This window comes from Candidatus Tisiphia endosymbiont of Oplodontha viridula (assembly GCF_964264865.1).
GTDB lineage: Bacteria > Pseudomonadota > Alphaproteobacteria > Rickettsiales > Rickettsiaceae > Tisiphia.
Genome location: NZ_OZ183486.1, coordinates 127,561 through 147,317, shown reverse-complemented (window position 1 = coordinate 147,317; position 19,757 = coordinate 127,561). Strand labels below are relative to the sequence as shown.

Annotated in this window: 18 protein-coding genes; 15 read left to right on the top strand and 3 right to left on the bottom strand. The window is 35.2% G+C overall.

All coding sequences use genetic code 11. The annotated features are described in order from the left end of the window. Nucleotides 1-202: 202 nt before the first annotated feature. Together ACFEL1_RS00730 and ACFEL1_RS00725 are read right to left on the bottom strand one after the other, a co-directional pair. Entirely contained in the window at nt 203-1,093 is an 891-nt protein-coding gene (locus ACFEL1_RS00730; protein WP_375331137.1) for a HEPN domain-containing protein, read from the bottom strand. A 486-nt stretch (nt 1,094-1,579) separates the two neighbouring features. Further along, the gene (locus tag ACFEL1_RS00725; protein WP_375331136.1) at nt 1,580-3,958 is read right to left on the bottom strand and encodes a WH2 domain-containing protein; all 2,379 of its coding nucleotides are present in this window, start codon (nt 3,956-3,958) and stop codon (nt 1,580-1,582) included. A 280-nt stretch (nt 3,959-4,238) separates the two neighbouring features. Between ACFEL1_RS00725 and ACFEL1_RS00720 the strand changes: the two genes are divergently transcribed. The 7 genes from ACFEL1_RS00720 to ACFEL1_RS00690 all read left to right on the top strand — a co-directional run bounded on the left by ACFEL1_RS00720 (nt 4,239) and on the right by ACFEL1_RS00690 (nt 9,412). Continuing rightward, nucleotides 4,239-4,853: a 50S ribosomal protein L25/general stress protein Ctc gene (locus ACFEL1_RS00720; protein ID WP_341763331.1), complete on the top strand. Its 615-nt coding sequence runs from the start codon at nt 4,239-4,241 to the stop codon at nt 4,851-4,853. A 409-nt stretch (nt 4,854-5,262) separates the two neighbouring features. After that, nucleotides 5,263-5,844, top strand: coding sequence for an aminoacyl-tRNA hydrolase (pth, locus tag ACFEL1_RS00715; RefSeq protein ID WP_375331135.1), 582 nt, complete (start codon nt 5,263-5,265; stop codon nt 5,842-5,844). 2 nt (nt 5,845-5,846) lie between these two features. Then, nucleotides 5,847-6,272, top strand: a complete 426-nt coding sequence (locus ACFEL1_RS00710) for a GNAT family N-acetyltransferase (RefSeq protein WP_375331134.1) — start codon at nt 5,847-5,849, stop codon at nt 6,270-6,272. An 81-nt stretch (nt 6,273-6,353) separates the two neighbouring features. Beyond that, on the top strand, nt 6,354-6,779 hold the full coding sequence (locus ACFEL1_RS00705) for a GNAT family N-acetyltransferase (RefSeq protein ID WP_375331133.1): 426 nt from the start codon (nt 6,354-6,356) through the stop codon (nt 6,777-6,779). Further along, entirely contained in the window at nt 6,776-7,873 is a 1,098-nt protein-coding gene (gene ychF, locus ACFEL1_RS00700) for a redox-regulated ATPase YchF (RefSeq protein WP_375331132.1), read from the top strand. Before ACFEL1_RS00705 ends, ychF begins: the two co-directional genes overlap by 4 nt. A 9-nt stretch (nt 7,874-7,882) precedes the next feature. Next, entirely contained in the window at nt 7,883-8,551 is a 669-nt protein-coding gene (locus ACFEL1_RS00695) for a glutathione S-transferase family protein (RefSeq protein WP_375331131.1), read from the top strand. Between the two features lie 219 nt (nt 8,552-8,770). Continuing rightward, nucleotides 8,771-9,412 (top strand): hypothetical protein, encoded by a 642-nt coding sequence (locus ACFEL1_RS00690; RefSeq protein ID WP_375331130.1) that lies wholly within the window; start codon nt 8,771-8,773, stop codon nt 9,410-9,412. 275 nt (nt 9,413-9,687) lie between these two features. Here ACFEL1_RS00690 and ACFEL1_RS00685 read toward each other — a convergent pair whose 3' ends face one another. Continuing rightward, complete coding sequence (locus tag ACFEL1_RS00685; RefSeq protein WP_375331129.1) at nt 9,688-10,596, bottom strand: uracil-DNA glycosylase family protein; 909 nt, start codon at nt 10,594-10,596, stop codon at nt 9,688-9,690. A gap of 30 nt (nt 10,597-10,626) precedes the next feature. Between ACFEL1_RS00685 and ACFEL1_RS00680 the strand changes: the two genes are divergently transcribed. The 8 genes from ACFEL1_RS00680 (at nt 10,627) to ACFEL1_RS00645 (ending at nt 19,611) form a co-directional block, all read left to right on the top strand. Continuing rightward, nucleotides 10,627-11,601 (top strand): RluA family pseudouridine synthase, encoded by a 975-nt coding sequence (locus tag ACFEL1_RS00680; RefSeq protein ID WP_375331128.1) that lies wholly within the window; start codon nt 10,627-10,629, stop codon nt 11,599-11,601. After that, nucleotides 11,567-12,406 carry a peptide chain release factor N(5)-glutamine methyltransferase gene (gene prmC, locus ACFEL1_RS00675; protein WP_375331127.1) on the top strand — a complete coding sequence of 280 codons (840 nt, stop codon included), beginning with the start codon at nt 11,567-11,569 and terminating at the stop codon, nt 12,404-12,406. The genes ACFEL1_RS00680 and prmC overlap by 35 nt, the downstream gene beginning before the upstream one ends. A 258-nt stretch (nt 12,407-12,664) precedes the next feature. After that, complete coding sequence (locus ACFEL1_RS00670) at nt 12,665-13,126, top strand: DNA polymerase III subunit chi (RefSeq protein WP_342278507.1); 462 nt, start codon at nt 12,665-12,667, stop codon at nt 13,124-13,126. Nucleotides 13,127-13,240: 114 nt separating this feature from the next. Further along, complete coding sequence (locus ACFEL1_RS00665) at nt 13,241-14,122, top strand: glycine--tRNA ligase subunit alpha (protein WP_341763341.1); 882 nt, start codon at nt 13,241-13,243, stop codon at nt 14,120-14,122. Nucleotides 14,123-14,381: 259 nt separating this feature from the next. Further along, complete coding sequence (glyS, locus tag ACFEL1_RS00660) at nt 14,382-16,547, top strand: glycine--tRNA ligase subunit beta (RefSeq protein ID WP_375331126.1); 2,166 nt, start codon at nt 14,382-14,384, stop codon at nt 16,545-16,547. Further along, on the top strand, nt 16,544-17,494 hold the full coding sequence (locus ACFEL1_RS00655; protein ID WP_375331125.1) for an L-threonylcarbamoyladenylate synthase: 951 nt from the start codon (nt 16,544-16,546) through the stop codon (nt 17,492-17,494). Before glyS ends, ACFEL1_RS00655 begins: the two co-directional genes overlap by 4 nt. Further along, entirely contained in the window at nt 17,491-18,402 is a 912-nt protein-coding gene (gene ftsY / locus ACFEL1_RS00650; protein ID WP_375331124.1) for a signal recognition particle-docking protein FtsY, read from the top strand. Before ACFEL1_RS00655 ends, ftsY begins: the two co-directional genes overlap by 4 nt. 216 nt (nt 18,403-18,618) lie before the next feature. After that, entirely contained in the window at nt 18,619-19,611 is a 993-nt protein-coding gene (locus tag ACFEL1_RS00645) for a Fic family protein (RefSeq protein WP_375331123.1), read from the top strand. Nucleotides 19,612-19,757 lie beyond the last annotated feature (146 nt).

The window sequence follows — 19,757 nt, the reverse complement described above, 5'->3', positions numbered from 1 at the left end:
ACGTGAGCGCGGCAATCCATGAAGCTTGTCATATGGATTGCTTCGTCGACCTACGGTCTCCTCGCAATGACGTTTGTTGAACTTTCGACAGTTGTGGTCTAGCATGCTCACCATTCATTTTCAAATCCAATTCTTCAAAACAGAAGAGTATATATTCCTATTTGATAAAGTTTTTATTGAAAAAATACCTCAGGAAAAATAATCACATTAAGTCTTCTTTATTAATCCTTTCTAGACATATCTTTTCAGTCACTATCTTTAATTCCTCTACCCGGTTAATAAGGTAAAGTAATTGTTCTTTACTAATTGTATAATCTTGATCATACCTTGCGTCAACATAAGCATTTCGCAGTAACGTAAAGCAATCTTTTTGCTCCTGAGTCTCATGTGGAAATATCTTATAGAGATCGTAATGATGATTTCTAGCCCTATCGCCAAGTCCCAGTATATCATGTGACTTGGCCTTGTAACCAGTAAAAACTAACAGGATAGCATTATAAAAGCTCTCGGTAGCTTGGTGAAGCATAAAGGCTGCATTATTCAATTGTTCTATATCCAAACACAAATGAGCGAGCGACAGAAAGTCCTTAGCTTTTTTAAACCAATATTTAAAATCTTTCTCAGCTATTGGCCTGCGTTCCTGCCATGATAGTTCCTTAGCTTCAGACAGTATAAATTCACCACTATCATATAAAAGAATTCCCTCTTTCTTGATATCACTAAAGAAATACTGACCTTTTTCCAGTTGCTTATTTACCAACCTAATAGGTTCAAGTATCAGAGTAATTGGTGGTTTTTCATCTAATGAGAATTTTTTACCTAGCCTGTTCTCTATCTTATAGAGTAGTTTGATAGCTGGATAGCCAGCATATTCTCCATTCTTTAAAATCAACAAAAGATCAAAATCACTTTGATACTTATAATAACTAATATCTCCTAACTTCTCTATATCCTCTACCCAATCTCCTCTAGCATAAGAGCCAAATAAGATAATCATTGCTATTTTTGATTTGCCTACATATAAGATTTCTTTAATAATATTATCTAGCTTTTCTTTAATCACTAGTGAGCGGTCAGGTAAGGTAGTTTTCATAAAGCTATTTTTTTATCCTAGAACAACTATATACCAAATATTTAAATAATCAACAACAATTTAATCATAAATTATAAAAATAATTTATGATTATAATCAATAGTTGTTATCTGTATCATAATCAGTAACAATAAACCCCAGCATTCGGGATAAGAATTAACTAATTCTTATCCCGAATTGGCTTTAATATAAGGAAAGATGCATTCTTAAAGCGGTTTTGCGAATGCATTTTAAACCTTTCTAAAGCTAAAAACATGATTTTAAAAGATTAAAATCATGTTTTTAGCAAAATGGATTGCCACGCTCACGTACGTTCGCTCGCTAATAGACATATACGTCTATTAGCGAGGAGACCGTAGGTCGACGAAGCAATCTATAATTTCACCGAATTTGGGATAAGAATTAGTTAATTCTTATCCCGAATTCGCGGGAGTAGTATACAAGACATGAGGCAGCCTAGATGTCATCCCAAATTTGCATAAATCGCTACACTTCCCTAGAACTAGGCTCTTTTTTGATACCAACAACTAGTTTGGGGGATGGAGTAGGAGGAAGGGTTTTGTATCCATCTTTTGGGGTCATGGGGAGATTTTCTCCAATAGCTTTTGCTGCTGACTGTAACTTTGGAGGGAATTGTCCTTTTGTCGTATCAACGTTAGCAACAGGGTTAGACAGTAACTCAGCCAATTCTCCTCTATCAAGATTTTCCTTAATCTTCTCTAGCTGTTCGATGACTTCGTCTCGTTTTTTCTCCCTATCGTCATCATCCCAAATGTCGTTATCATTAATAAGTTCAATTAGCTCCTGATTATTTTTAACACCAGCCTTCTTAATAAGAGTTTTAAGAGTATTCTCATCAACAATCTTCTCTTCAATAAGCTTCACAAGATCAGCATGTGCAGGTTCATCATCATCATCATCAGCAAGTGCCTTACGCCTCTCTTCCATAGCCTTATCAAAGTTCTCCCCCATTGGGCTAGAAGATCGAGTAGGGGGTGTTTTTTGTTTTTTCTCTAGTTCTTCTAGCACTTCCCCTGATTCATATAGCTTTTTTTCTTCCCTAATCTTGCCTACCAGCTTAATTTCATCTAAGAAGTTTCCCCCTCCTTCCCCTTGTCCTTTCGTTGTTGAGGCTGTTACCTTTTTAAGTTGTATCCCCGTCTTAATTTGAGCAAATAAGTCTCCCCTCTCTTCCCCTTGTCCTTTCGGTGTTGCTACTGCTGCTTGCTTCTGATATTGACCTGCCGTAGGTTTTACAGCTGGTGGTGGAGCTGGCGGTAGAGGGGGCGGCGGTGGCACACTTCCCTTTGTTTGCTGAGTAGCTTGTGGCAATGGAGGAGGTGGAGGTATATTACTTACAGGTGGTAACGGTGGAGGCGGTGGTGGAGTAGGTACTGCCATAGCATTTCCTGCTGCTCGTTGAGTGGCATGTAAAGCTTCTATCGGAGGAGCTAGAGGTATATTAGTTGTAGGTGGCAACGGTGGTGGTACTGGTATAGTTCCCACTGCTTGCTGAACATCTTGGTTCTGCAACGGCACAGAATGTGTAGGAGTCGGTGGTGCTGGACGCAGTTGATCCGGCAACGGAGGAGCTGGAGGTATAGCAAATTCTGTTGCTTGCTGAACCTCTTGATTTTGCAACGGTGGAGGAGATGGTGCTTTACCTTTACCAGCTGTATGTGCTTTCCGTTTAGTTTCCTCTCTATGCTGAATATTTTGTGAATCCTGCAATGATGTATGGGGAAGGGATGAAGATGAAAGAGATCTTGTTATAGTGTTTTCCGCTGCTTGATGAATAGCTAGATCTGGCATCGACGTAGTACCCATAAGTGGCGGAGGTGGTGCTTGGCGTGTAGGTATCCGTTCAGGCATTGATGATGACAGGGCTTGAGATTGAGCCAAATCTTGGCTTGTAGACAATGGCTGTGAAGCAGTAACTGCAGCTGTAAAAGTGGACTCAAGCTCACTGCTTAAAGCTTCTACTTTGTTTAACCTAAGGTTTATTGGATCTCTTCCTTTAAGCTTTTCTAATTCTTTCTGCAACCTATTTTTTCTAGCTACTGTTGAATCTTCTATGTTTTTACCAGCGATCTCTAATCCCTGATCAACCTTTTTTAATATTTCATTATTGTGGGTTATGTTATCTTTTAAAATTTGTTCTGGAGTATTTACAAAAATATGCTTGATTTTTGCAGTAATTTTTTTAAGACCGTCTAGCCATGTTGATGGTAATTCTTCCCGCAATTCTGCTAATTCTTGCTTTATTGAAAGAAGTTCTTTAATATTATCATTAGCCTTTACCAACTTAACTAGATCTTGTTGTACGTGTACCAGTCTTATTCTTTCTTGATGTAGTGCCTTCGCTTCATCAGTATTATAAACTTGTGATACAATTTGGCTAAAATTTTCATGAGATATACCCAAATTTACTAAGGATTCTGTTAATCGTTGTACCCGTTTTAGTTGTTCCTCTGATAGTTTTTTGGTTATGATCTTATCAAATCCTGCTTGTAACTCTGTATCTATAATTCTCTGTAAAGATAAGTTTTTTTTACCTACATCTCTTAATGTATTGTCAACATCTTTGAGTACAGCTCTATTGGTTCTTCTCTTTTCTTCAGCAATTTCCTCATCATTTTTTATAAACAGATATTTTACTTGTGCAACAGTATGTACAAACCTTTCAAACCAAGGTAAAGAAGGGTATTCTTTCTTTAAATCTTCTACTTTCTGTTGTAGATGTCTACTATCGTCTAGTTGTTTATTAGCCTTTAAAAGATTCTCTACAGAATTTATTGTATCCAGTAATTTACCTTTTTCCTGTGATAACACGCTTTCTATTTGTTGATCTTTATCTTTCGACATGTAAATACCTCCTTATTAACTCTACTAAATCTAGGGTAAGCAAAAAAGATGTCATTCCCGCGTAGCTAGCGGAATCTACAAAATAGCCTGAAAGGCTATTAAATGATTATGGATTTCCGCCTACGCGGGCAGGAATGACATCTTTTTTGCATTGATTACAACTTTGAAATTACCCTGTGGCATTATGTAAGCAGCTTTAAAGCAGCTTGTCAAATTAATACTTGAATTTTTTAGCATTTAATACTATCATCTATGTTTTAAAAGCTCTTAGGAGAGAAAGATGAGTGAACTATTAGAACTTGCAGCAGAAATGCGAGAGAAATTTGGTACGGGAGTCGCAAGAGAACTACGTAGGAAAGGTATGGTTCCAGCCATGGTTTATGGAGCAGGTAAAGAAGTGCTAGCCGTTTCTATCGAAGAAAAAGAGATAACTAAGCATTATAGAAAACCTAGTTTTATCTCTACAGTTATTCAAATTAAAGTGGGTAGTAAAACGCATAAAGTGTTACCAAAGGCTGTAGAATTGCATCCTATTACTGACATAGTAAGGCATGTTGACTTTGTACATTTAGAGGAAAAGACCCAAAGAATGGAAGTACCGGTAGTCTATGAGGGTAAAGAAAGAGCTTTGGGAGTTAAAAGAGGAGGATTCTTTAATATAATAAAAAGAACTATAACTCTTTTATGTGATGTCAATAATATACCTAAAAATATTAATATTGATGTTACCAACATGCATATCGGTCAGTCTTTAAAAGCAAAAAGCATTAAACTCCCTGAAGGAGTCCAGCTAGCTAGTAAAAATGATTTTATTATGGCTACTATAATTGGTCGTAAGGGTAGTAAGTCAGAAGATGAAGAAGCTGTAACTGAGGAAGTGAAGCCGACAAAGTAGTTGTTTTTGAAGCTACAAGGGTACTATGTCTTGTCACCCACAACTGTTGAAAGTTAAAAAATCGTCATTGCGATGAGCTTTGTAAGCCCTAAACCGTCATAGCAAGGCTCTGTAGATGCCGTGGCGATCTAGGTAAACAGCGAAGCTGTTTTTTTAGAGTAACGCTTCGCGTATCCTAGATTGCCGCGTCGCTGTGCTTTGCACAGCTCCTCGCAATGACATTGAGTTTAATTTATTTATACATTTTCAATCACTACGCTCTTAAGTTGATGGCATGGACTTCGTCCATATATGACGCCTATGTGCCTTCGCATGGATGACATCGGTACAGGGATACTCTAGGCTATTAAACCGATGTCTTACATGAGATTAAATATAAGTGCAAATCGCTCTCTAATGATATTATAATATGCTTAAATCTGAAGACAAAGGGTATATAGTTGTTGTAGGTTTGGGCAATATAGGCAAAGAGTACCAAAATACTCGCCATAATGTTGGCTTTACAGCTGTGGAACGTTTATCAGAATACTATAAATTTTCTTGGAATACCAAAGCTAAATTTCATGCAGAACTTGCACAAGGGATAATAGGCGGACATAAATTACTATTAGCAAAGCCTCTGACTTATATGAATCTGTCTGGAAAAGCAGTACAAGCAATATGTTCTTACTATAATGTCAAATTACAAAATATTTTTGTAGTGCATGATGATATAGATTTAGAAACTGGTAGAATAAAATATAAATTGACTGGTGGTAGTGGTGGGCATAATGGTTTAAAATCATTGGATCAGTGTATAGGAAATGATTATCATCGTATAAGAATAGGGGTAGGAAGACCAGCGGCGTATGATGATGTGTCGGATTACGTTTTAGCTTCTTTTTCTAAAGAGGAATATAAAATTATTGTTAATTCCATTGAGGTAATAATTAATAATTTCCGTTTATTGCTTTCAGGTGAAATGGAAGAGTTTAAAAGGAGCATCGTTTAAATATGAAACAACAATTAACTTGTGTTTATGCAGATGACATGGATGCACAATATTCGAAGATAATGCAGGATGGATTAGATGAACTTGCCAAAAACAAGAAGGGTCTTGATGCTGTCCAATCATTTTCCTTCTCGTGTTTTGATAATGATAAAAACTTTGTTGCTGGTATAAAAGGTGTACTTATTTATGGTTGTTTATACGTTGATACGTTATGGGTTTCTGGAGATTTTCGAGGTCAGAATTACGGTATTTTACTAATGTCCAAGGCAGAAAATCTAGCACGAGAGCGTAATTGTAGATTTATGAGTTTATGTACTACCGATTGGCAAGCTAGACCATTTTATGAGAAATTAGGGTTTAAATTAGAGTTTACAAGAAGGGGATATGATAAAGATTCAGAATTATATTTTTTAAAGAAAGATTTGTAATAATCTGAATTCGATATGATACTACCTTGCCAACGATGTCATTTTTGGCAAAGTGGAAGAGTTTAAAAGGGGGATAGTTTTATGACACAACAATTAACTTGTGTCTATGCAGATGACATGGATGCACAATATTCGAAGATAATGCAGGATGGATTAGATGAACTTGCTAAAAACAAGAAGGGTCTTGATGCTGTCCAATCATTTTCCTTCTCGTGTTTTGATAATGATAAAAACTTTGTTGCTGGTATAAAAGGTGTACTTTTTTATGGTTGTTTATACGTTGGTACGTTATGGGTTTCTGAAGATTTTCGAGGTCAGAATTACGGTACTTTACTAATGTCCAAGGCAGAAAATCTAGCACGAGAGCGTAATTGTAGATTTATGAATTTGTCTACTACCGATTGGCAGGCTAGACCATTTTATGAAAAATTAGGGTTTAAATTAGAGTTTGTAAGAAGTGGCTATGATAAAGATTCAGAATTGTATTTTTTAAAGAAAGATTTATGACATTAAAATGTGGTATTGTTGGCTTGCCAAATGTAGGAAAATCAACCCTATTTAATGCCTTAACTTCAAGTATTGCAGCAGAAGCGGCTAATTATCCTTTTTGTACTATAGAACCAAATTCTGCTATAGTATCAGTACCAGATGTTAGGCTAAATGAGCTATCCATTATTGCTGGTTCTAGTAAAATTATTCCTACTTACATAGAAGTTGTCGATATTGCAGGTTTGGTAAAAGGTGCTAGTAAAGGGGAGGGGCTGGGTAATAAATTCTTATCTCACATACGAGAAGTTGATGCTATTTTGCACGTACTACGTTGTTTTGAGGATATAGATGTTACTCACGTACATAATAAAATTGATCCAATATATGATGCTGAAATAATAGAGACAGAATTAATTTTAGCAGATATTGAGTCGGTGGAGAAACGCTTAATAAATGTTGAGAAACGTTTAAAAACAGGTGATAAAACTTTAAAAGACCAAATAGAGTTATTAAAAGAAATTCAAGCAACTCTAGCGGTAGGTAAACCGGTGCGTAGCATGATTGGAACTTATAGTAAAGAGGCTTTAGATCAATTACAATTATTAACTTCTAAGCCGGTTTTGTATGCTTGCAATGTACTGGAAGAAGATGCGGTTACTGGTAATAAATTTACGGAACTTGTAGCCAAAAAAGCTGGGGAAGAAGGTGCAAAACATGTTATTATTTCATCAAAAATTGAAGCGGATATTGCAATTTTAGAAAATGACGAAGAGAAATCTGAATTCTTAAATAGTATGGGTCTTGTGGAAACGGGTCTAAGTAAAATTATCAAAGAAATGTATAACTTATTAGACCTAAGAAGCTTTTTTACTGTAGGTCCAAAAGAAACACATGGCTGGACTTTTCGTAATGGTACGCTAGCCCCTCAAGCAGCCGGTATTATTCATACTGATTTTGAGAAAGGTTTTATCCGGGCTGAGGTTATTAGTTATGAGGATTATATAAATTTTAATGGTGAAGTGAAAGCTAAAGAAATGGGTAAAATGCGTTTAGAGGGCAAGGAGTATAAAATGCAGGATGGAGATGTAGTGCATTTTAGATTTAATGTTTAAATAAGGGATATGAGAAAATTATACCATTATCCTATTTGTCCGTTATCACGTCAAGTTCGGGTGTATTTAAAAGAGCTAGATGTGCAGTTTACTATGGTTAAGGAGGATTATTGGCTTCGGGATAAGGAATTTTTGTCTTTAAATCAGGCGGGGGCAACACCTGTCTTACAAGAGGCGTCCACTCTAATTATAGCAGGAATTTATCCCATCACTGAGTATTTACATGAAAAATATCCAAATTTTAATTTTATCGATGAAGATATTGATATTAGATGTGAAATTCGTAGGTTGCTCAGTTGGTTTAATGAAAAATTTTACCGCGAAGTAACAAAAATTATTATCGATGAAAAAATAGTAAGGTCCTTCTGCCAATTAGGTGGTCCTAGAACCGATTTTCTTAGGGCAGCAAAAAATAATCTATCACATCATTTAAGCTATATGTCAAATTTATTTGAAAAGCGTAGCTTTATTGCATCAAATTCTTTAAGTTGTGCAGATATAGCTGCTGCCTGTCATATATCAGTTCTAGATTATTTTGGCGAAATTAATTGGGACAAATGTCTGTCTATTCGTCATTGGTATGCAATCATAAAATCTAGACCTAGCTTCCGCTTCCTATTACACGACCAAATACCAGGTTTTACTCCACCCACCTGTTATGCTGATTTAGATTTTTAGTGGTTGCGATATAGTTATTTTTATGATAGCTTCTAGGTGAATAGTATACTCGATGAAAATCAAGAATTGCGTTGTTGTCTTCAGGTATCGTAGGTAGCCACGTACTAATATGTACGCCTCGCACCTCGACCTTTTGACTCCTGCTACTATCATGATTTTGATTCTATCGTCTATCAACTCTTCATTTACGAGCAGTATATAATTAAAATAGAGGATATTATGAGTAAAGATGACGATAATAATCCAAAAGTGGGTTCTCTACCGTCTTATAAGGAAGCTATAGCTCAAAAAGCAGAAGCAGTCCAAGAACGTTTGCCTGAAGAAGATTTAAAGAGTCATATAGGAGAAATGCCTAACACTTTTCTAGCTTTGCAACAACTAGAGGATGTACAAAAGAATCTTGAAAAAGCCCGTGGGCTTTTTGCTGGTACTACTAGTAAGGCTCTTTCTGGGGTAGAGAAATTAGAATTTGAAAAAGCTGGAGAGGTTTTTGAGAAATTTATGAGTTCATTTGAGAAACTGAGGACATTTGCTGATAGTGTAGATCATAAAAAACCCCTAGACAGCTTGGGAGATTCATTAACTTTTACCGGTCGCTTAAAAGATTTCGCCAAAGAACAATTAAAGAAAGTTGAAAAAATATTTGAAAGACCAACTAATGCGGTTAAAAACAATCCAATTTTAAATGCAGTAGGGAATGTGATAAAATCTGCATGTCATGCGGTTGGTACTATAGCTAAAGGTACTTTAAACAATGCGATAGTTACTGGAGAACTTGCCAAAAGTGTTGTTAATCTAGGTGTAGCAATAAAAGATAGCATTGTAGGAAAAGGAGTGAAACAAGCAACTAGGGGTGTTTAGCACAACTGTTGAAAGTTAAAAAATCGTCTATTAGCGAAGTGCTGTTGTAAGGCTTAAACCGTCATTGTGATGAGCTTTGCAAGCCCTAAACCGTCATTGCGAGAAGCCGCTTATAGCGGCTTCGTGGCAATCTTGTGAAGGAGAGCTTGCCTCATGAGATCGCCACGGCGTCTGTCGACGCCTCGCGATGACGATTTTTAACTTTCAACAGTTGTGCTACGGTTTCCTCGCTAATAGACGTTTGTGAATTGAGAGTAATGCTAGTCTAGTTAGCTCTATATCCCGATATTTGTATTGATATATTCATGGATTTTTAGTAAATCATACCAAGTGGTTTTTTTCTGCATTGGTTGTCTAAGCAAATAGGCAGGATGGAAGATAGAAGTGGTTTGAATTGGTTTGCTAAGATACTGATTTGTGTATAAATAATATTCTTGTCTGATTTTACTTATACCAGCATTTTTGCCAAGTAAGCTAGTTGCTGCAACATTTCCCACTAAAACAATTAGTTTTGGGTTTATTAAAGCAATATGTTTCTCAACAAAAGGTCTACAAATATCTATTTCTTCTTGCGTCGGTTGGCGGTTAGCTGGTGGCCGCCAAAATACAGTGTTAGTAATATAAGCGTTATGTTCTCTTGAAATATTGATAGAGGCTAATACATTATCGAGTAACTTACCACTTTCCCCGCAAAATGGTATCCCTTGTGCATCTTCGTTACTACCCGGTGCTTCCCCAATAAACATTATAGAACTTTGTGGATTCCCATCAGCAAATACGGTTTTATTGGCTAATTTCTTTAAACCACAACCGTTAAAATTCATTAGTAGTTTTTTTAGTTCTTCTAGGCTGTTAGCTGAGTCAGCCAAAGTTCTAGACAAGGAAATACTGTCATCCTGTTTCTGTGCAGGATATGGATTCCTGCCTGTGCGGGAATGATTAGAAATGGATTGCTTCGTCGCCACTAAAGTGCCTTCTCGCAATGACGTGTGGATAAAAGTACTGTCGTCATTGCGAGGAGGCGTAGCCGACGAAGCAATCCATATATGACATGAAGAATTGCGGGAATGACGAGGAGTGCAGGGTATTTCTTGCTGATTAATAGTTGATTGTGAAAAATAATAATCTATACCAATTGCTTGCAACCATTTTAGTTGGTTGATTTTTTTTGTAAAATGCGTCATTTTATTCATTTAAAAAATATTTTGTAGTAGATGGAAGAATATAACGTACCAAAAAATTTAGATGGGTTTAGACTTGATAAGGCTTTGGTAGGTCTTATCAGTAAAACATCTAGAAGCCAAATTCAGAAGCTCATAAATGGCTTGCAAGTACAAGTTAATGGTTTGATTATTTCTGATTCCGACTTTAAGGTCAAGGAGAATGATCTTATTTTAGTAGTTTTTAAAGATACTGAGCCTTTAACAATGCAGGAAGCTGATATTAAGCTTGATATTTTCTATGAAGATGAAGATTTAATGGTGATCAATAAAGCAGCTGGTATGACAGTACATCCTGGTAGTGGAAACCATCATGATACTTTGGTAAATGCTTTGTTACACCATGCAAAATCTTTATCTAGCATAGGAGGGTTAGAAAGACCTGGTATAGTTCATCGTTTAGATAAAGATACATCAGGTCTGATGGTTGTTGCCAAAAATAATTTTGCCCATCAACATCTTGCCAGTCAGATAGAAAGTCGTAATCTTATACGCAAATATAAAGCATTAGTTTGGGGTATTATCAATCCACAAGAAGGAGTTATAAGAAATAATATCGGAAGAAGCCGTATCTTACGGCAAAAAATGACTATTTTGAAATTTGGTGGTAAAGAGGCAATTACTCATTATAAAACAGAAGAAATATTTTTTAATGGTCTAATCAGTATGTTAGAATGTAAACTTACTACTGGTCGAACTCATCAAATCAGAGTGCAGCTGAGTCATTTAAAACATTCTGTGGTAGGAGACCAAACTTATGGTAAGAATAGCAGGAAAGTTAGCCATAATTATAGCATAGTACCACAAAAACTAGTAAATTTCAAGAGGCAAGCATTACATTCTTGGTATATAAGTTTTTCCCACCCAGTGAGTGGTAAATTGTTGGAATTTCAATCACCTTTGCCGCAGGATATTATGGAGATAATTATACAAGATGAATATAAAAGAATTATTAATTTATGCTACTAGCAAATTACAAACAGTAGGTATTAAATCAGCAAACCTAGAATCACGCATATTGATGCAGCATGTAACTGGTAAATCTATTGAATATTTATTAGCAAGATCAGAAGAAAGATTGACCGAGGCAAAACAAATTATTTTTAAAAATTTAGTTAATAGACGTATATTATTAGAACCAATAGCCTACATTATAGGGTATAAAGAGTTTTATGGTTACCAATTTATCATAGATAATAAAGTGCTTATTCCTAGGCAAGATACTGAGGTACTTGTAGATGCAATTTTAAGCGATATAAAAACAAATGCAGAGCTAGCAATATTGGAACTTGGCACAGGTAGTGGTTGTATAGCTTTGAGCTTGTTACTAGAAATGCCAAATAGCAATGTAATTGCAACTGATATAAGTAACGAAGCAATTGCTATAGCTCGTCAAAATGCTATAAAACATAAAGTTTCTGATAGATTTAAAATAATTAATAGTAACTGGTTTGAAAATTTGGAAAAGCAAAAATTTGATATTATCGTAAGTAATCCACCATATATTTCTTTTGATGATACTATTTATATGTCTCCTGAGACCCTGCAATATGAACCCCACTTAGCCTTATTTGCCGAAGATAATGGATTGGCCTCATATTACATAATCGCTAAAGAAGCCAAGGGATTTTTAAAACAAAATGGTAAATTATTTTTAGAGATTGGTTTTAATCAATTGGCAGCTGTTACAGAAATTTTTGTTAGTTATGGTTATACGGTTAAGCAAGTTTATAAGGATTTGGAAGGTAGAGATAGAGGGCTACTAATAGCCTAAATTCGATGTAACATCGTTCGCAATGACATATACGTCTATTACTCGATAATCAAGTTTTTCCTTAACCGTCATAGCAAGGCTCTTTAGATGCCGTGGCGATCCAGGTAAACAACGAAGCTGTTTTTTTAGAGTAACGCTTCGCGTATACTGGATTGCCGCGTCGCCGCTTTTTCGCGGCTTCTCGCTAATAGACGTATTTTTTAATAATTCTAAAAAACTTGATTATCGAGTATAAGTTTTAAATTTAAGAGAATTATCATGCAACAATTTAGTCTTTACCATACTGCTGAAGGATTACTTCATAAGACAACCTGCCTTTTAGTAGAAAAATCTTATCATAGTAATTTAAGGATTGTAGTTTTAACTCCAGATCTTGAGGTACAAGAATCACTAAACAAGATGATATGGACATATTCTAGGAAACAATTTATTCCGCATGGCAGTAAACTTGATCCATTACCAGAAAAACAACCAGTTTATATTACTCATCAGTTAGAAAATCCTAACCAAGCTAGCATTTTAATAATCATTGCCCCATTTGATATTGAAGAAATTCTTAATAACAAACAGTATGTTGCACATTTTCAAAGAATAATTATAATATATGATGGTTTGGATAATTTAAGTCTAATAGTTAAAGCAATAAATGAACTAACTATTGCGACACCGGTGATTGACTGTTATAAACAGAGTCCAGTAGGAACATGGAGTAAGATTTAACCATTTTTACCAAGTGTACAAGTTTTGTTAACTTAAACAGCTTCGGTGCAGGAAGTTCTCTAATTGTAAAATAGGGAGTGTTCGTCTAAAAAATAAACAAGCAAATTTATAAATATGCAAAAATTATCATTTCAGCAAATTATATTAACCTTGCAGAATTATTGGGCATCATATGGTTGTGCGATTTTACAACCATATGATTCGCATGTTGGAGCTGGTACTTTTCATCCTGCCACTGTACTACGAAGTCTTGGCAAAAAGCCTTGGTTTGTAGCTTATGTTCAGCCATCTAGGCGACCTAATGATAGTAGATACGCTCAGCATCCCAATAGAATGCAGCATTATTATCAATTGCAAGTTATACTAAAACCATCTCCTGATGATATACAAGAGCTATATTTAAAGAGCCTTGAATGTCTTGGTATAGATTTGAAAAAACATGATATTAGGTTTGTTAAAGATGATTGGGAATCTCCTACTCTTGGGGCGACTGGACTTGGTTGGGAAGTATGGTGTGATGGTATGGAAGTATCGCAATTTACTTATATGCAACAAATTGGTGGTATCGAGTGTCGCCCGGTTGCTGGTGAAATTACCTATGGTTTAGAACGTCTAGCACTCTATATACAAGGGGTCGATGAGGTCAAAAATCTTGACTGGAATGGTCAAACTGGAGAGAAGGCTTTAACATATGGTGAAGTAGATTTTGAAGCTGAAAAACAATTTTCAAAGTTTAATTTAGAATTGGCTGACATAGCAATATTATCTCAACATTTTATTGATAGTGAAAAACAATGTAATGATTTAATTGCTGCAGATTTGCCGTTGCCAGCTTATGATTATTGTATTCAAGCTAGCCATCTTTTTAACCTGTTAAATGCTCGGGGGGTAATTAGCGTAACAGAGAGAGCATCTTACATACTCAGGGTACGAAATTTGGCGAAGCTATGCTGTAATAAGTGGTTAGAATTAACCTCAATTAGGGATAAGAATTAGTTAATTCTTATCCCTAATTGGCTTTAATATAAAGAAAAATGCATTCTTAAAGCGGTTTTGCGAATGCATTTTAAACCTTTCTAAAGCTAAAAACATGATTTTAATCTTTTAAAATCATGTTTTTAGCAAAATATTAATTTAACAATCAGATGCAGAGCCGTCTCAAATCTGATTGTTTCGATAATTTTACCGAATTTGGGATAAGAATTGACAAATTCTTATCCCGAATTCGTGTAATTAGAAGAGAAGAAGAGTTAATATGAGTGAGTTATTGTTAGAACTGTTTAGTGAAGAAATACCAGCTTTAATGCAGAAAAATGCAGCGGAAAGCTATAAAACCATATTTACTACAATCTTGCAAGATAGTAGGATAACAGGGGATGTTCAGGTATTTATTGGACCTAGGCGAATTGCCGTGTATATTACCAATTTACCGAAATCTATACCGCCAAAAGAAATTACCATAAGAGGACCAAAAGTTTCGAGTACATCGCAGGTTATAGAAGGATTTTGTCGCTCAAATAATATTGAGCAAAAAAATTTGTCTACACTATTAGTGCAAGGGCAATCATATTATATAATAGTAAAAAATACTAAAGAAACCGATATACGAGTGCTATTGGAAGATATGATTCCTAAAGCAATTAGTAAGTATATTTGGCCAAAATCTATGTATTGGGGGAATTATGATATAAGTTGGATTAGACCTATTAGGAATATTTTATGTATATTTGATGGAGAAATATTAGCAATTAAATATGGTCATTTGACGGCTAATAATATTACCTTTGGGCATAGATTTATCAGTCCTGAATCGATTACTATAGACAGTTTTTCTGAGTACCAGATTAAGCTGCGGGAAAGTAATGTCATTATTGATCAAGAGGGTCGCAAGGAGATAATTAAAAGCCAATTATTAATAATAGCAAAGTCACTTAATTTAGTGATAAAAGAGGATGAAAAATTATTAGAAGAAGTAACAGGATTAGTAGAATTGCCAGTTGTTATGGTGGGTAAAATACCCACTCATTTTTTGAAGTTACCTAGTGAGGTGCTGGTTAGCTCAATGCGTAACCATCAAAAATATTTTAGTACTTTTGATGAGACTGGTAATTTTGCCCCTTATTTTCTTTTCGTCAGTAATATGCCTAATGATCAAAATATCATAGTAAGTGGCAACGAGAAAGTATTATCTGCTAGACTCTCTGATGCCTTGTATTTTTATCAGCAGGATTTATCTAATAGTTTACAATCAAAATTGCCAAAACTTGAAAGGATAACATTTCATGCCAAGCTTGGTAGTGTAAAACAAAAAACTGAAAGGATTGCTGATACTTGTAATTATATCATATACTCAAATGATTTGGAGAATTGGAACGTAAAACAAGGGGTGAGCGAACGGAGCGTACATGAAGTACGTGAGTACGCGAATACCCCGCAGTTTTGCGAAACCAATTCTTCAAAGCAGAAGAGTATACTAGGAAATAAGGATTTGCAACTAGCAGCTAGACTTTGTAAAAGTGATCTCACTAGTGAAATGGTTGGAGAATTTCCTGAGTTGCAAGGAATTATGGGATATTATTATGCTAAAGAAGATCGGCTAGGGGAAGAAATCGCAGCAGCAATCAGGGATCATTATAAACCCCAAGGTCCATCGGATAGTTTACCAGTAGGAGATGCGGCAATATTGGCTATTGCTGATAAATTGGATAGTTTAGTAGGTTTGATATTAATAGGAAAAGAGCCAAGTGGTTCAAGAGACCCCTACTCACTTAGGCGGCAAGCACTAGGTATTATTAGGATAATTTTAGGTAATAAACTGAGTATAAATATTAAGCAATTAGTTGCTTATGTAGTTCACTTATATCAAACTATGTTTGAAGACGTAAAGGGAGGAGGGAATGATAGTGGACTAAGTAAAACTAGGCAGATAATTCTAGATTTTTTAGAAGAAAGAGCCAAATATTATTTTAAAAATCACTATGATCTATCGTTAATTAATGCTGTGCTTGATTTTGATATTGAAGAAGACCTAGTTGTTAGTGAAATAAAGCTTGCCTCCTTACAGGACTTTCTGACTAAGGCTGATGGTGAGAATTTATTAACTATTTACAAAAGAGCAAACAATATACTAGAAGGTAGTAATATAGAAGGAGAGGTTAACCAAGATGCTTTTATTTCCAAATATGAACAAGAATTATTTTTATCATTAGGAGTTATTTCTAAGCAAATTGATAGTTATATTGTAGAAAAAGATTTTACTAAGACTCTTAGTCTATTACTAGAAATATTAAACCCTGTCAATGAGTTCTTTGATAATGTTATGGTCAAAGATCAAAATCATAACATTGCCAATAATCGTTTATTGTTGCTCAGAATGGTTACACAATTATTTGATAAATTAGCAAAATTTAGTTTCTTATGACTGATACATTAAAGCAGGCTGCCAAATTCATACAACTTGGTAATGTAGTAGCTTTTCCAACAGAAACAGTATATGGACTTGGTGCAGATGCTAGTAACGAACAAGCTTGTCAAAAGATTTTTAAGATAAAAAAGCGTCCAAGTATAAATCCTCTGATTGTCCATGTGGCAACTATGAGGCAAGCTAAAACTATAGGGGAATTTAATGCAGATGCTCTTAAGTTAAGTAATATCTTTTGGCCAGGACCTTTATCTATTGTTGTACCATTAAAAAGCGGTGCAAATATAACGAGGTCAGTATTAGCTGGACTGACCTCGGTTGCACTCCGTATACCATCACATAATATTGCTTTGGAGCTAATAAGAAAATCTGGTACGGCTATAGCAGCACCTAGTGCTAACCCATCAGGTTATATTAGTAGCACGGCTTTAGAACATGTAAAAGAACATTTTTCAGATGAGAAAGATGTTTTTATTTTAGGCGATAATTTGAATGATTGTAAGTGTCAGTATGGTATAGAGTCCACCATAGTGGACACTACTACTAATAATTTAACTATTTTGCGAGATGGCTTTATAACGAAGGAAGCAATAGAGGAAGTTCTAGGTAAGAAATTAGATAAAACACCTAGCTTGATGCAAATTAAAGCTCCAGGTATGATGAATAAACACTACTCTCCAAAAGTTAGAGTAAGGTTGAATGCAGAGAGTTTAGAAGCTAATGAGGTAGGGCTGAATTTTGCTAATAGTAAGCTTGAGGGCAAATTTTTGCTTAACTTAAGTTTAACTGGTGATTTAATTGAAGCAGCTAGTAACCTATTTGCCAACCTTAGAATATTGGACAATTATGCGGAATTAAATGGATTAGCAATTGCCGTTGCCTCCATCCCAGAAATTGGTATCGGCGTTGCAATTAATGATAGGCTTAAAAGGGCGGCTATAAAATGACTTCTATATTTACTAAATTAAAACAGGCATTAATCAATAGCTCGGATAAAATATCTTCGGGCATTGATCAAATATTGTATAAGAAAAAGCTAGATGAGCAAACTTTAAATGAATTAGAGGAGTTATTAATATCTGCAGATATAACTGCCTCTGTGGCAATAGAACTTGTCAATAAACTAAGAGCTATCAAATTTGATAAAGAAGTAACTAGTCTAGTAATCAAAGAACAACTTGCCAATATTATCGGGCAATTATTGATAAAAACTAGTAAAAATTTTGAATTGTACGATAAAAAGCTTAATGTCATACTAGTTTGCGGGGTTAATGGTTCAGGTAAAACTACTACGATAGGAAAGCTTGCCGCCATTTATAGTGGGCAAGGTAAAAAAGTGGCTATTGCAGCTTGTGATACATTTAGAGCTGGTGCTGTTAGCCAATTATCTAGTTGGGCTGATAGAAGTGGTTCTATGTTTATTACAGGAAAAGAATCAGCTGATCCTGCTAGTGTTGCTTACACTTCTATGCAGTACTCAATAAACAACGATGTGGATATATTATTTATTGATACAGCTGGCAGATTACATAACCAAAAAAATCTGATGGAAGAGCTTGGAAAAATTGTTCGAGTGATCAAGAAGATTGATGATACAGCACCTCACCATAGTATATTGGTAATTGATGCTACCACTGGGCAAAATGTATATAACCAAGTCGAACAATTTTCGGCTATTGCTAACATAAAAGGTCTTATAGTTACTAAATTAGACGGTACAGCAAAAGCTGGCGTAATAGTTGGTGTTGTACAGCAATTCACCTTACCGGTATATTTTATAGGGATAGGAGAGAAAATAGATGATTTAAAATCGTTTGATCCGGTTTTATTTGCCAGTAGTTTAGTAGGAAATTAATTAGGGGAAGTGTCATTGCGAGGAGACCATAGGTCAATTATATGACAAGATTCATGGATTGCCACGCTCACGTACGTTCGCTCGCAATGACGGTTTTTTTGTGAGTGTTCACAGTTTTTTAACTTTCAACAGTTGTGGCATCTAAAGAGCCTTGCAATGACGATTATAGAAAAATAATTGTTGAAAAGCATTAAGTGATACTTTATATTTTGCTATATGAAATATGACCTACTAAACAACAAAAAAAAGCAACTGGATAGAATCAGACCATTAACTCCAGAATTGGTTAAAAACTTGGAGCAGTGGTTTAAGGTAGAGTTGACTTATACCAGCAATGCTATTGAAGGGAATACTCTTTCGCGTTTGGAAACTGCTGTGGTAATTGAAAAAGGCTTAACAGTTGGTGGAAAATCGTTAGTAGAACATCTTGAGGCAAAAAATCATGCACAAGCTTTGGACTTAATCCATGAAATACAGCAAAAGAAAACTTGTGAAATTACTGAAAACGATATTTTATCAATTCATGCTCTTATCCTAAAGGGTATCGATGATTATAATGCTGGATGTTATAGACGAGTAGCAGTACGTATTTCAGGTTCAAGGGTAATAATGCCAAATCCAGTAAAAGTACCAAACTTGATGGTAGATTTTATTGCATGGCTAAACTCATCTAAAGATATGCATCCTGCAGCACTTGCAGGAGAAGCACATTATCGACTAGTAACTATTCATCCTTTCTCAGACGGGAATGGTCGAACTGCACGATTATTGATGAATTTAATTCTAATAATGGCAGGTTATCCACCGGCTATTATTAGACTACAAGAGAGGTTACCTTATATAACATCTCTAGAAACTGCACAACTTGGTGGTTCAAAAGAAGCCTATGAAAAGATTATCTTTAATGCAGTCAATCGTTCTCTTGATATTTATCTTAAAGCAGCAAACTCTGTAAACTCTTCAGATATAGTATTATCAGAGAAATTATTAAGAATTGGTAAGCTTGCAAAAGCTGTCAATGAGACTGTGTCAACAATTCGTTTTTGGACTAAGGAAGGTTTGCTTGAAATTGCTGATGTTACTAAATCACGCTATCAGCTTTACTCACCTGAAATGATTGAACAATGTATAGAAATTCAACGATTAAAGAAACAAAAGCTAACACTGAATGAAATCAAGGATATGCTTGTAACCTCAATTTCGGATTAATTTCATTAATCCGAAATTGGAATGAGAATGTAAACAATCAGGCTTAAAGCGGTTTGACGCCTGATTGTTAAATATTTCATTTGCTAATAATCTTATTTTTATTGGTATAAAAATAAGATTATTAGCGATAATAGATTAAAATGCAT

What these genes read in the sequence shown, in the direction of transcription:
- ACFEL1_RS00710 (WP_375331134.1), top strand. Translation starts at nt 5,847, where the DNA reads ATGAAACAACAATTAACTTGTGTTTATGCAGATGACATGGATGCACAA.
- ACFEL1_RS00720 (WP_341763331.1), top strand. Translation starts at nt 4,239, where the DNA reads ATGAGTGAACTATTAGAACTTGCAGCAGAAATGCGAGAGAAATTTGGT.
- ACFEL1_RS00705 (WP_375331133.1), top strand. Translation starts at nt 6,354, where the DNA reads ATGACACAACAATTAACTTGTGTCTATGCAGATGACATGGATGCACAA.
- ACFEL1_RS00680 (WP_375331128.1), top strand. Translation starts at nt 10,627, where the DNA reads ATGGAAGAATATAACGTACCAAAAAATTTAGATGGGTTTAGACTTGAT.
- ACFEL1_RS00690 (WP_375331130.1), top strand. Translation starts at nt 8,771, where the DNA reads ATGAGTAAAGATGACGATAATAATCCAAAAGTGGGTTCTCTACCGTCT.
- ACFEL1_RS00730 (WP_375331137.1), bottom strand. Translation starts at nt 1,093, where the DNA reads ATGAAAACTACCTTACCTGACCGCTCACTAGTGATTAAAGAAAAGCTA.
- ychF (WP_375331132.1), top strand. Translation starts at nt 6,776, where the DNA reads ATGACATTAAAATGTGGTATTGTTGGCTTGCCAAATGTAGGAAAATCA.
- glyS (WP_375331126.1), top strand. Translation starts at nt 14,382, where the DNA reads ATGAGTGAGTTATTGTTAGAACTGTTTAGTGAAGAAATACCAGCTTTA.
- ACFEL1_RS00725 (WP_375331136.1), bottom strand. Translation starts at nt 3,958, where the DNA reads ATGTCGAAAGATAAAGATCAACAAATAGAAAGCGTGTTATCACAGGAA.
- ftsY (WP_375331124.1), top strand. Translation starts at nt 17,491, where the DNA reads ATGACTTCTATATTTACTAAATTAAAACAGGCATTAATCAATAGCTCG.
- ACFEL1_RS00645 (WP_375331123.1), top strand. Translation starts at nt 18,619, where the DNA reads ATGAAATATGACCTACTAAACAACAAAAAAAAGCAACTGGATAGAATC.
- ACFEL1_RS00670 (WP_342278507.1), top strand. Translation starts at nt 12,665, where the DNA reads ATGCAACAATTTAGTCTTTACCATACTGCTGAAGGATTACTTCATAAG.
- pth (WP_375331135.1), top strand. Translation starts at nt 5,263, where the DNA reads ATGCTTAAATCTGAAGACAAAGGGTATATAGTTGTTGTAGGTTTGGGC.
- ACFEL1_RS00685 (WP_375331129.1), bottom strand. Translation starts at nt 10,596, where the DNA reads ATGACGCATTTTACAAAAAAAATCAACCAACTAAAATGGTTGCAAGCA.
- prmC (WP_375331127.1), top strand. Translation starts at nt 11,567, where the DNA reads ATGAATATAAAAGAATTATTAATTTATGCTACTAGCAAATTACAAACA.
- ACFEL1_RS00695 (WP_375331131.1), top strand. Translation starts at nt 7,883, where the DNA reads ATGAGAAAATTATACCATTATCCTATTTGTCCGTTATCACGTCAAGTT.
- ACFEL1_RS00665 (WP_341763341.1), top strand. Translation starts at nt 13,241, where the DNA reads ATGCAAAAATTATCATTTCAGCAAATTATATTAACCTTGCAGAATTAT.
- ACFEL1_RS00655 (WP_375331125.1), top strand. Translation starts at nt 16,544, where the DNA reads ATGACTGATACATTAAAGCAGGCTGCCAAATTCATACAACTTGGTAAT.